11 protein-coding genes are annotated in these 11,850 nt (G+C 59.8%); 8 read left to right on the forward strand and 3 right to left on the reverse strand.

Annotation, left to right across the window (positions count from 1 at the left end; all coding sequences use genetic code 11):
- Nucleotides 1–237 precede the first annotated feature (237 nt).
- From AAF555_11445 to AAF555_11460, 4 genes are all read left to right on the forward strand, one after another.
- Nucleotides 238–2,025 carry an ABC transporter transmembrane domain-containing protein gene (locus AAF555_11445; GenBank protein MEM6912179.1) on the forward strand — a complete coding sequence of 596 codons (1,788 nt, stop codon included), beginning with the start codon at nucleotides 238–240 and terminating at the stop codon, nucleotides 2,023–2,025.
- 34 nt (nucleotides 2,026–2,059) lie between these two features.
- Nucleotides 2,060–2,596, forward strand: a complete 537-nt coding sequence (locus AAF555_11450; GenBank protein MEM6912180.1) for a cytochrome C — start codon at nucleotides 2,060–2,062, stop codon at nucleotides 2,594–2,596.
- A 160-nt stretch (nucleotides 2,597–2,756) separates the two neighbouring features.
- Nucleotides 2,757–4,868 carry an elongation factor G gene (gene fusA, locus AAF555_11455; protein MEM6912181.1) on the forward strand — a complete coding sequence of 704 codons (2,112 nt, stop codon included), beginning with the start codon at nucleotides 2,757–2,759 and terminating at the stop codon, nucleotides 4,866–4,868.
- A gap of 105 nt (nucleotides 4,869–4,973) precedes the next feature.
- On the forward strand, nucleotides 4,974–5,507 hold the full coding sequence (locus tag AAF555_11460; protein MEM6912182.1) for a hypothetical protein: 534 nt from the start codon (nucleotides 4,974–4,976) through the stop codon (nucleotides 5,505–5,507).
- A gap of 58 nt (nucleotides 5,508–5,565) precedes the next feature.
- Here AAF555_11460 and AAF555_11465 read toward each other — a convergent pair whose 3' ends face one another.
- Entirely contained in the window at nucleotides 5,566–6,744 is a 1,179-nt protein-coding gene (locus AAF555_11465) for a galactosyldiacylglycerol synthase (GenBank protein MEM6912183.1), read from the reverse strand.
- 122 nt (nucleotides 6,745–6,866) lie between these two features.
- Between AAF555_11465 and AAF555_11470 the strand changes: the two genes are divergently transcribed.
- The 3 genes from AAF555_11470 to AAF555_11480 all read left to right on the forward strand — a co-directional run bounded on the left by AAF555_11470 (nucleotide 6,867) and on the right by AAF555_11480 (nucleotide 9,207).
- Nucleotides 6,867–7,433, forward strand: a complete 567-nt coding sequence (locus AAF555_11470; GenBank protein ID MEM6912184.1) for a hypothetical protein — start codon at nucleotides 6,867–6,869, stop codon at nucleotides 7,431–7,433.
- Between the two features lie 72 nt (nucleotides 7,434–7,505).
- Nucleotides 7,506–8,894 (forward strand): UDP-N-acetylmuramate:L-alanyl-gamma-D-glutamyl-meso-diaminopimelate ligase, encoded by a 1,389-nt coding sequence (gene mpl / locus AAF555_11475; protein ID MEM6912185.1) that lies wholly within the window; start codon nucleotides 7,506–7,508, stop codon nucleotides 8,892–8,894.
- Between the two features lie 118 nt (nucleotides 8,895–9,012).
- On the forward strand, nucleotides 9,013–9,207 hold the full coding sequence (locus AAF555_11480; GenBank protein ID MEM6912186.1) for a hypothetical protein: 195 nt from the start codon (nucleotides 9,013–9,015) through the stop codon (nucleotides 9,205–9,207).
- Nucleotides 9,208–9,334: 127 nt separating this feature from the next.
- Here the strand turns inward: AAF555_11480 and AAF555_11485 are convergent, their stop codons facing one another.
- Nucleotides 9,335–10,132, reverse strand: coding sequence for a hypothetical protein (locus AAF555_11485; GenBank protein ID MEM6912187.1), 798 nt, complete (start codon nucleotides 10,130–10,132; stop codon nucleotides 9,335–9,337).
- Between the two features lie 93 nt (nucleotides 10,133–10,225).
- Nucleotides 10,226–11,191 carry a cysteine synthase A gene (gene cysK, locus AAF555_11490; protein ID MEM6912188.1) on the reverse strand — a complete coding sequence of 322 codons (966 nt, stop codon included), beginning with the start codon at nucleotides 11,189–11,191 and terminating at the stop codon, nucleotides 10,226–10,228.
- A 164-nt stretch (nucleotides 11,192–11,355) separates the two neighbouring features.
- Here cysK and AAF555_11495 point away from each other — a divergent pair, with 164 nt between their 5' ends.
- Nucleotides 11,356–11,640: a 4a-hydroxytetrahydrobiopterin dehydratase gene (locus AAF555_11495; GenBank protein ID MEM6912189.1), complete on the forward strand. Its 285-nt coding sequence runs from the start codon at nucleotides 11,356–11,358 to the stop codon at nucleotides 11,638–11,640.
- Nucleotides 11,641–11,850: the final 210 nt, after the last annotated feature.

The following is an 11,850-nucleotide window of genomic DNA, read 5'->3' on the forward strand; positions in this document are numbered from 1 at the left end:
GCGGGGAAGGAAGAGCCGGAGTCTTTCGAGCCAGCCCAGCGTTGCTCCTCGGTTACGGTGCCTGCACCGCGCCCTCGTCGCGCCTTGGTCTGGCCCGAAATCCACTCGGCCATTCTACCAGCCAATTCTGCAGCTTGGTATAAGAGGCCCTTGGCGGTGGCTTGTGTCGCTTGTCGTTTGCAGGCTCGCCTCGTCTGGTAGAGTCTCGGGTTCCTTTTTTCCCGAACGAACCGCTTGATGGAGACTCACAAAAAACCGGCGTCGTCTTGGCGCGCGGCCAAGGCGCTTTTCGCCACCCTTCGACCCTATTCCCGCTGGTTCTATCCCGGACTGATTGCTCTGTTGCTTGCGAGCGTTCTTTCGTTGGCGTTCCCTTACTTCTTGGGAAAAATCGTGGGACTGGGCTTTCAGGATGACCGCCCGCCAGAGACGCTCCAGCAGGAGGCCAACGTGGCGGCCCTCTCTCTCTTGTGCATCCTGGCCCTGCAGGCGGGGGTCGCTTTTTTTCGGATCCGGTGGTTCGCGAAAGCCGGGGAAAGCGCCATCGCAGATCTCTCGGAGCAGACTTTTGCCGCTCTCCTCCGGCTGCCGATCACCTTCTTCCATCGCAATCGGGTAGGCGAGCTTTCCAGTCGACTCTCGGCCGATCTCGGACTGATCCGCGAAACCATGATTGGGACCGTCCCGCAAGTGGTCCGGCAGGTGGTGGTCTTGTTGGGCGGGCTGGTCTTGCTCTTTGTCATGTCATCCAAACTGGCTCTGGTGATGTTGGCCTGCTTCCCCCTCGTGATGCTTTCGGTGGGTTTTTGGGGGCGCAAAATCCGACTGCAAACCAGGCAGTCGCAGGATGAGTTGGCCGCAGCCAATGTGGTGGCAGAGGAGGCCCTTCACGGAATCCAGGAGGTCAAGGCCTTTGGTAATGAGGCCTTCGAAAGCTCTCGCTACCGCGAGGCCTTGGAACGGTTTCTCGGCTTCACGCTCTCGGCAGCCCATTCCAAGGCTGCCTTCGTCTCTTTCATCATTTTCGCCCTTTTCGGCGTCATCACTTACCTGGTGTGGTTCGCCTCCGGAGAGCTGCGGGCGGGGACGCTCGATAGCGAGCGCTTTGCGGCCTTTATCATCTACAATGGTTTTGTGGGCGGGGCCCTGGCCGCGTTGCCCGAGGCGCTCGGGCAGATGCAAAAGGCGATCGGGGCCACGGATCGGATCCGGGAAATCCTCGAGGAAGAGGCCGAACCGACGGGACAGATCGAGCCGGAGGGGGGCGCTTTTCCTCCGCTGGCTGGCGCGCTTTCCTTTGAAGGGGTGTCCTTTCATTACCCTTCTCGGCCGGAGGTGGCGGTCTTGCAGTCCCTCCATTTCCAGGTGGCCCCTGGGGAAAAGCTGGCGCTAGTGGGTCCGAGTGGCGCCGGCAAATCGACCTTGGTTTCGCTCCTGTTGCGATTCTTCGAACCGAGTTTGGGAGTCATCCGCTTTGATGGCATGGACGCGAGAGAGGTGCCGCTGGCCGCCCTCCGGGCTAGCATGGCCCTGGTGCCACAGGAGGTCCTGCTTTTCGGGGGAACGATCGAGGAAAACATCCGCTACGGACGCATCGGGGCCTCGGCCGAAGAGGTGCGAGAAGCCGCTCGCCAAGCCTTTGCCCACGATTTCATCGAGGATTTTCCGGACGGCTACCGCACCATCGTGGGAGACCGGGGGGTGCGGCTGTCTGGGGGCCAGCGGCAGCGGATCGCGATTGCCCGGGCCATCCTGGCCGACCCCTCTTTGCTGCTCTTGGACGAGGCGACGAGCGCTCTCGATTCGGAAAGCGAGCAGATGGTGCAGCAAGCGCTCGAGAACCTGATGAAAGGCCGCACCAGCATCATCATCGCCCATCGGCTGGCGACTGTGAAAAGCGCCGACCGGATCCTCGTGCTGCAGCGGGGTCAGATGGTGGAGTCAGGGAAGCACGCCGAGCTGATCCAAGACGAAAATGGGCTCTATCGATTGCTGGCGGAAATGCAGTTTGGCGAGCAAAGTTGACGGACGCCTCGCTCCGATTATTTCTCCTGCCACCATGCCGATCTACGAATTCTACTCCCCGGACAACAACAAGCTCTATCAGTTCTTTGCGCGGTCCTTGCGTTACAGTGACAAGGTGCCGCTCTGTCCTGACGGAAAGGAACTGCGCATGGAAAAGCGGGTCTCCAAATTCGCGATCACTGGCAAGGCCAAGGAAGAAAGCGATGAGGACGATCCTTTTGCCGATATGAGTGAGTCCCAGATGGAGTCGCTTATGGGAGAGTTCGAGGGCGAAATGGCGGGCATGGATGAGGAGAATCCAGACCCTCGGATGATGGGGAAATTCATGCGGCGGATGTGTGAGGTGACGGGACGGGAACTGCCGGGACCGCTGGAGGAAATGGTGGGGCGCATGGAAAAGGGGGAGGACCCCGAGGCGCTCGAAGAAGAGTTCGGGGATGTGCTCGACGATGAGGACATGGATCTTTTTGCCAAGCAAAGGGCCAAGCTGTTTGGCAAAAAACCACCGCTGCGAGACCCTCAACTCTACGAGTTTTCCGATTTTCTGGAAGAGAGTCCCGCCACCTCGTGAGAGAGGCGCAGGAGCGCTCGCCAAGCCGCTAGGGAGCTCGGCCACCTGGTGGAAGGAATGCCCCGGAATCGCCAGTTGCCAAATGGCGGCTTTGCTCTAGACATACCGCCTTCCGCCGGAAGCGGCGGATCGGACCCTCTCCGACAACGCAGACGAACCCATGAAAGATCTCTCCAAATACCGCAACATCGGCATTTTCGCACACGTGGACGCCGGGAAAACCACCACCACCGAGCGTATCCTCAAGTTGACCGGGAAGATCCACAAACTGGGTGAAGTGCATGATGGAGCGGCCACGACCGACTTCATGGAGCAGGAACAGGAGCGGGGTATTACCATCCAGTCCGCCGCCACCACTTGTTTCTGGCCGGGCAGTGAGCAGCAGTATGAACCGCACCAGTTCAATATCATCGACACTCCGGGTCACGTCGATTTCACGATCGAGGTCTACCGTTCACTCAAAGTCTTGGATGGTGGAGTGGGCGTCTTTTGCGGCTCCGGCGGCGTCGAACCCCAGTCGGAGACCAACTGGCGCTATGCCAACGATTCGGAAGTGTCCCGGATCATCTACGTAAACAAGCTCGACCGGATCGGAGCGGATTTCTATCGTGTGGTCAAGCAAGTGGAAGAGGTGCTGGCTGCCAAACCGCTCGTGATGGTTTTGCCCATCGGCAGCGAGAGCGAGTTCACTGGAGTGGTGGACCTTTTGACGGAAACCGCTTGGATCTGGGATGATTCAGGAGACCCGCTCAACTACGAGAAGAAGGCGGTCCCGGAAGACATGAAGGAAAAGGTCGCGGAGTATCGCCATCTCTTGATCGAAACCGTGGTGGAGCAGGATGATAACGTGATGGAGAGCTACCTCGAAGGCGAGGAGCCCGATCTGGCCACCATCAAAAAGCTGATTCGCAAGGGAACCATCGCCCTCGATTTCTTTCCCACCTACTGCGGCTCGTCCTTCAAAAACAAGGGGGTGCAATTGGTGCTTGACGCCGTCGTCGACTACTTGCCGAGCCCGACAGAGGTCAAGCCTCAGCCTGAGATCGATCTCGAGGGCAACGAGACCGGCGGCTATGCCGAAGTGGATGTCGACAAACCACTCCGTTCCCTGGCTTTCAAAATCATGGATGACAAATACGGGGCCCTCACCTTCACCCGCATTTACTCGGGCAAGATCGAGAAGGGCATGAATGTCCTCAATACCTACACCGGCAAGACGGAGCGGATCGGTCGTCTCGTGCAAATGCATGCCGACAACCGCGAAGAGATCAACTCCGCGCAAGCGGGGGACATCATCGCCATCGTGGGCCTCAAGAACGTGCAAACCGGGCACACTCTGGCCGACCCGAAGGAACCGGCTACGCTCGAGCCGATGGTCTTCCCCGATCCGGTGATTTCCCTGGCGATCGCCGCCAAGGACAAGGCCAACGCGGAGAAACTGGGCGTGGCGCTTGGCAAAATGGTGCAAGAGGACCCTTCCTTCCGGGTGGAGACAGACCAAGATTCGGGAGAGACCATTCTCAAGGGTATGGGCGAACTCCACCTCGATATCAAAGTGGATATCCTCAAGCGCACGCACAAGGTGGAGGTAGACGTGGGCGCTCCCCAAGTGGCCTACCGCGAATCGATCACCCAAAAGGTAGACGATTCCTACACCCACAAGAAGCAGTCAGGGGGTTCGGGGCAGTTTGCCAAAATTGACTACACCATCGAGCCGAACGAAGCCGGAGCGGGCTTTGAGTTTGAGTCGACGGTGGTGGGCGGCAACGTCCCTCGGGAGTATTGGACCGCGGTCGAGAAGGGCTTCCAGCTTTCGATGGAGCGGGGTGTGCTGGCCGGGTATCCCCAGGTCGATGTCAAAGTGAACCTCCGGGATGGGGGCTTCCACGCGGTGGACTCCTCGGCGGTGGCCTTCGAAATCGCCTCCCGAGCCGCCTACCGTCAGACCATCCCCAAGGCGGGACCTCAGATTCTGGAGCCGATTATGAAGCTCGATGTCTTCACGCCAGAGGACAATGTGGGTGACGTGATTGGCGACCTCAATCGCCGCCGCGGGATGATCAAAACCCAAGACAGTCTCCCAACGGGCGTCCGCGTGAAGGCGGAAGCTCCCTTGAGCGAAATGTTTGGCTACATCGGCGATCTCCGCACCATGACCTCAGGTCGCGGTCAATTCTCGATGGAATTCCTCCACTACGCGCCCTGCCCACGGAACGTGGCGGAGCAGGTCATCGTGGAAGCCAAAGAACGGGAAGAAGCCAAGAAGAAGTAGGCCGACTGGAGCCAATCTTCCGCTCTCTTCCAAAACGCCCGCTCCACCCAGCGGGCGTTTTTGCCATCCGGCGAGATGAGCGCGAGAGAGCTTCTCCCCGGCTCCTTGAGAGCGATTTTTCCTTCCTTTTCTCTAAATGGTGGCTACCCTCCCCGTTCCGCCGCCAGTGATTGCCTCCTCATGACGGATAGCGAAATTGCCCAGCCGGGGACGCCTGTCCGCCAGTTCACGATTTTCTTGGAAAACAAGGTCGGTGCCCTCATGCGGATTGTTCGCTTTCTCGATTCGGTGGGAGTGGAGGTTTTGGGGCTGAGCGTCTCGGATTCGGTGGACGCCACCATGGTGCGAGTGATTGTGAGCGACCCCGACACGGTGCTGCTCCACTTTCTGGAGAAGGGCATTCCCTTCAGCGTGATCGAAGTCCTGGTCGTGGCCATCAAAACCGACACCACCGATCTGCGTCGCTGTCTCTCCGTCCTGCTGGAAGCGGACATCAACATCAACTTCAGTTACCCGCTCTTAGTCAAACCGCCCTCCGGCAACTCCCTGGCGATGCATGTCGACAATGAGGAGCTGGCCGCCCAGCGCTTGCGTGAGTGCGGCTTCAAGACGCTCTTTCAGGAGCAACTGGGCCGCTGAGAGGAGGGGACGGTAGCAGAAAGGTGCTTGGGGGGGTTGGCGTGCCTTCCGCGACCCCTCACGCCTTGGAGCTAGAGGCTTTTTCTTCCAAGGGTGGCTCAGGGAACTGGGAAATCTCCGGAGCGGAGAGCCCATTCATGGCGAGGGTGCGACGAGCGATGTTCATGGCTGCGTCTGGTTGGCCCACTCGATAGAGCGAGTCCCGCAGGGCGAGCCAGCGTTCGGCTCCGTGTTCAAACCAAGCCCGCAGTTGCCTCGGGATGTCCTGGGTGTTTTCCAGCCGACAGCCGCAGTTTTCCCGCAACATGAGTTCGGCATTGCCTTCTTCCTGGCCGGGCACCACGAAGTTGATCATCAGGGGGCAGTGGGCTGCCCGCGCCTCATGCACGGTGGCGCCGCCCGCTTTCGAGATGAGCACATGGTGGGTGCACATGAGTTCGGGGATGCGGTCGGTCCACCCGAGGATTTCGACCGATTGCCGTCCCGCCACTGATTCCACCAGCCGTCGCAATTCCTTTTCCCGCCGTCCCAGCACGACGGTGACGTCCATGCCGGAGCGGCTCTGGTATTCCAGGATGTGGCGAAGCGTCTGGGCCACTTTGGGCGGGCGCTCGGTGGCCATGTAGAGGACCCGGAGGGGGTAGCCGGGACGGGGAGGCGTGAGCTGGGAGAAAAGTCGTTCAAAACCGAGATCGACCGGGAAGCCGGAGACGGTTACGTCATGGGGAGGTAGGTCTTGGCGGACAATGTCGGCCGTGAGGGCGTCTGTGACAAAGGAATGATCGACCCCGCCCCGGAGCCAGGCGTGGTTGATGGTGAGCGAGTCGGTGATGACGTTGTAAACTGGAAAGGGTCGCCTCAGCCGTCCCAGGTAAAGGCTGTTGAGCAGGTAGGCGTAGAGGGGGTAGGTCGAGAGGATGAAGTCGGGCCGATGCCGGCCGAGGTAGCTGGCCAACGCCCGCTCGGGGAGATCAAAGGCATTCAACCAGGAACCGTGGAGGCAGGCTTTGTCCGCGTAGCCGTAGAGCCGATGCCAGAGCCTGGGCATGTGGGTAATGGCCCAGCGGTAGCTTTGGTTGAGGGTGCGGGTTACGCCCGGGGCGCCTTCCACCAAAAAATCGCGGACTTCCGAATCGACCCCCAGGCGCTGGAAGGCCGCGTGAAGATTTCGCGCGGCGGTGTTGTGCCCGTCTCCGAAGGCGGCGGTCGTGATCAGGATTTTCGGTTGCTTCGACACAAGTCTTCGCGGATGCGGCGGAGATGAGAGCAGGAGGGGGAGCTAGGTTCTGGAAAAGAGGCTTTGTAGGTCTTTTTCCCACAGTATCAAGGAGAAAGGAGCAATGGGCCTGGCTGCTGGGGGTGGCGTGGCTTTTGGCGAGCGGTGGGGGAAAGCCGGCCAGCGCAGAGGAGTTTGTCTTCGGCGAAGCGCGCACCGAGTGGCGCTGGTTGACGGAGGAAACGCGATCAGCCATCGCCCTCCACTCGCCGAAAGCAGCTTCTTGGAAAGCGATGCGAGTCCATAGCACGGGCACGCTAGTGGGGGATCTGGAAGCTTTGGAGGATTATCAAGTGCGGGTTCGCGGGTTGGAGGAGGGCCTGGCCTGGCACTTTCTCATTGGCAATGGCCAGGGCCTGTCCCTGGGGGAAATCTTCATCGGTCCTCGCTGGAAGAAGCAGCTTGCTTCCGGGAGCGCGGGCGCGGCGGAGGCCATTAGCATTTGTCTGGTGGGCGATTTCAATCGGACGACGGTTCCCCGATCCCAGTTGGAAGCGCTCGATGAGTTGCTGGAGTTTCTTCGGGCGCGGTTGGGGGTCATCCCAGTTGATATCCACCTGGAAGGAGGGCGGCGGCCCAGTCCAGGCGAGCGCTTCCCGGCCGCCGCTCTCCGGGCTGCTTATGGAACGCCTTCAAAGGGAAGCCCTTGAAAGAGGGCCTTCCGAGAAAGCCCTGAGGGAAAAAGCTTGCTCGCGCGGTCGCCCCCTCCAAGTTTCGCGGCCTTGAGCGAGGGACGACACATTCATTTTTTGGGAATCTGCGGCACGGCCATGGGGGCGGTGGCGGCTGGGCTCAAGCGAAAGGGCTTCCTGATCAGTGGCTCCGACGAGAAGGTCTACCCACCCATGTCCACTTTTTTGGAGGCTGAGGGCGTGGAGCTGAGGGCGGGCTATCGACCGGAAAACCTGCCCGAGGAGGCGGAACTGGTGGTGGTGGGCAATGCCCTCAGCCGGGGCAATGAAGAACTGGAAGCGGTCTTGGATCGCAAGCTCCGCTACCTCTCGCTCCCCGAGACGCTGAAAGAGTTTTTTCTCCGCGGGAAGCGGAATCTGGTGGTGACAGGGACCCACGGCAAGACCACCACCACTTCCATTCTGACCCATCTCTTGGAAGAGGCTGGACGCGACCCAAGCTACCTCATCGGAGGGGTGCCGCGGAATCTGGCTGGCGGGGCCCGGTTTACCGACTCGGACTTCTTTGTGCTGGAGGGGGATGAATACGACACGGCCTTCTTCGACAAGCGGTCCAAATTTCTCCACTACCTGCCGGAGTTGGTCATCATCAACAACATCGAGTTCGATCACGCCGATATCTATGAGGACCTGGAGGCCATCAAGCTAACCTTCCGGCGATTGGTCAATCTCATCCCGCGGAGCGGCCGCCTGTTCATCAATGGAGATGACCCCTCTTGCCTTGAGGTGGCGGAGCGCTCCTTAGCTCCCGTGTCGAAAATCGGGCTTGGTCCCGAGAACGACTTGCGGATCGAGGCCCTGGTCTTCCAGGCGGAAGGGACCTCTTTCCGTTTGGAAGGGGAGAGCTACTTCAGCCCACTCTTCGGCGAGTTCAATGCCCGCAATGTGGCCATGGCCATCACGACAGCCAGGGCCGCCGGGCTATCGGCCGAGGAAATTCGAGCGGGACTGCGGAGCTTCCAGGGAGTGAAGCGTCGTCAAGAACTGCGGGGGGAGGTCAACGGCGTCAAAGTGATCGACGATTTTGCCCATCATCCAACAGCCATCCGAGAGTGCCTGCATGCCATCCGACAAAGGTTCCAGGCGGGTCGGCTCTGGGCCATTTTTGAGCCCCGGTCCAACACCATGCGTCGCAAGATCTTTGAGGCCGATTTGGCGGAGTCGCTCGCAGGGGCGGACGGTGTCATCATTTCGGCGGTCGAAAACCCGGAGAAGGTCCAGGCTGAGGATCGCCTGCAACCGGAGCGAGTGGTGGAGAGGCTCGCGAGCCTGGGCAAAGCCGCTTTCTATGCGGAGGATGTGGAAGCGATTGTCAGCTACTTGAAAAAGGAGAGTCGCTCGGGCGATGTCGTGGCGGTCTTCAGCAATGGCGGCTTTGGCGGCCTTCACGAGAAGCTTTTGAGCGAGCTCGGCTCTTAGGATGCCGTTTGAGAGAAACGCTTTGGCTACCAGAGCTGATCTGATTCTCATTTATGAGAGCAAAAATTAAATAAAATCGCAAATTTGGCTTTTCAGTTGCTCTGGCTGTGTTTCAATCATGGCCAATATGTTGATTCGAGTGCTTCGGGTGTCGGTCACGGTTTTGGCCGTGGGAGCGTTTATGGAAGCTTGTGAGCGGCAGGCTTGGGAAGAGACCAAGCAGATGCACCACGTCTACAAGGAGCACGAGGAGAAAGAAGCCAAAGAGGAGACAGAGCACTCCGACGAGCTTCACGGGGACCAGGGTCACTGAAGGAGGGCCGACCCTCCAGAGTGATCCAATCTCAACTGAGCGGCCTGGTGGCCTTGGCACAAGGTGTTCCCTTGAATTGAGTCAGCTTCGCTTGACCCTTCCACCGGGCACGCGCCGCCGCCGAAGATTATGGCGTCGGCTCTGGAGCAGGCGGAGAAGGCGGAGTTTCTTCCTCTGGGCCGCTTGCAGGAATTTCCGCCGCGGGCTCCTCTGGAAGGGGGTTTTCCAGGAGGGGCGGCGGGTTGAAGGACGCTTCTTCGGGGGAGGATTCTTCGATCACGGGAGCTTCGACCAGGGTCGGGAGTTCCACCCCCACGAAGGTTTCGGCCTGCTGCAGGAGAGAGCGGTAGGGGGAAAACTCATTGAGTGCGATGGCTGCCTGGAGAGCTGCGCGAGCGTCTTCCTCGGTTTCGGCGATTTCTGCCATCATGAGCTTGGCGTAGGCCACCAGGTAAGAGCCAGAGTCTTCTTCGAGTAGTTTTTCAAACTGACGATGGGCCTCTTCTGGCTGGCCCCGCTGGAAGAGCTGGGAGCCGAGAAGCGCGTGGCCTTTGGATCGCAAGGGGTGCTGGGGGAACTCCGTTAAGAAGCGGCGGAGGGTGGCTTCGGCCCCGCCGCGATCCCCTTCCTCCCACTGCAAGAGAGCGGTTTCGAGAAAGGCGTTGCCAGCGGCCAGGGTTTCCGGGTAGTCCGCTATGATTTCTTGGAGGGCGGCGCTGTCTCGGGCGGCCAGGAGGGCTTGGCCGGCTTCGGCTTGGTTCTGCTGCTTTTGCGAATCCAGGAGCAAAGCGGCCACGCCCAGGATGGCCACCAAGGCCACGCCGCCTACCAAGGGGAGCTTGTGTTTCTGAAAAAACAGCTCGGCGGCATGCGGTTCTTCGCCAGGGACTGAGGGGGCTGCGGGGGCGCTGGGCTGCTGGGCCATGAGATCGAGGAGAGAAGGGGGGATTGCGAATTTCGGCGAGCCATCCTGAAATTCGAAATCCCCGGGATGACAACCGCTAAATGGCGGAATTCGTCAACCGCCGACGGCGGCGCGGGCTTCATCGGCCAAGGGAGTGCTGAGATATCGCTCTCCGGTGGAACAACCAATGGTGACGATGGTTTTGCCCTGGTTTTCGGGGCGAGCGGCCACTTGGAGGGCGGCCCAGACATTGGCCCCGGTGCTGATGCCGCCGAGAATGCCCTCTTCTTTGGCGATTCGACGAGCCATGGCGAAGGCGTCGTCGTTGGAGACTTTGATGACTTCATCCACCACGTCGAGATGGAGATTGCTCGGCACGAAGCCGGCGCCCGTTCCCTGGATTTTGTGGGGCCCAGGGGTCAGCTCCACGCCAGCCTTGGTTTGCGAAATAACGGGAGAGTCTTGCGGTTCCATGGCGATGACTTGGACGCCGGGCTTGCGGGATTTGAGGATTTCGCCCACTCCGGTGGTCGTGCCCCCGGTCCCGACGCCCGCCACCAAAATATCGACTGCGCCATCGGTGTCGCTCCAGATTTCCTCGGCCGTGGTTTGCCGATGGATTTCGGGGTTGGCGGGATTTTCAAATTGCTGCGGCATCCACGCGCCGGCCGTGTTCTCGACGATTTCCTTGGCCTTTTCGATGGCACCCTTCATGCCCTTTGGGCCGGGGGTCAGCACCAACTCCGCTCCCAAAAGCGCCAAGAGGGTGCGCCGTTCTACGCTCATGGATTCCGGCATGGTCAGGATGCAGCGGTAGCCTTTGGCGGCAGCCACGAAGGCGAGGGCGATGCCGGTGTTGCCACTGGTGGGCTCCACGATGACGCTGTCCGAATGGAGTAAGCCGGCTTTTTCCGCGGTTTCGATCATGGCCAGGCCGATGCGGTCTTTCACGCTGCCCAGTGGATTGAAGAACTCACTCTTGAGGAGGATGGTGGCATCGACCTCGGCGCTCACGCGGTTGAGCTTCACGAGGGGAGTGCGCCCGATGGTTTCGGTGATGTTGTTGTAGATTTGGCCCATTTTTTTTGAGGTATTTGAATCTGTTTGAGAGACGATCCGGTCTCTCGTTTGGCGAGGGTGGGGGAAGGTGGAGCAAATCTTTCGGCTTGCGAGAAATTTTCGATTTGCAATTCCGCTCCTTAATAAGAAGGGACGGAAAGCCGTCAACACCACGCCTTCTCTTTATGGCCGACCTTTTGGAAGAAAAAGACCTCGAACGCCTCGCGAAGAAAGTCCCCGAATGGGAGATCGATGAGACCGTCATCTCGCGGACCTACGAGTTCGATGAGTTTTCTCAGTCCATCGATTTTGTGAACGATGTCTCCGAGATTGCCGAGGAGGCCCAGCATCATCCAGAGATTCTCATCCAGTTCACCACGGTCACGATTTCTTCGACCACTCACGACGAGGGCGGTCTGACTTCGCTCGATTTCGACCTGGCGACCAAGATCGACAATTTGGTCGACTAGCGAACCTCTTTTCCACCCGAGGGCTCTTCCCGGCCCCCGTGCCGTCGGCCGCTCCGAATTCGCGGCTCTTAATACCAACCTCCAGAATACACTGGTAGAATGGAGGGGAGGTGTTGTGGGGAAGAGGCGCTGAAGCGCGGGGAAGGAAGAGCCGGAGTCTTTCGAGCCAGCCCAGCGTTGCTCCTCGGTTACGGTGCCTGCACCGCGCCC

This window comes from Verrucomicrobiota bacterium, from assembly GCA_039027815.1.
Lineage (GTDB): Bacteria > Verrucomicrobiota > Verrucomicrobiia > Verrucomicrobiales > JBCCJK01 > JBCCJK01.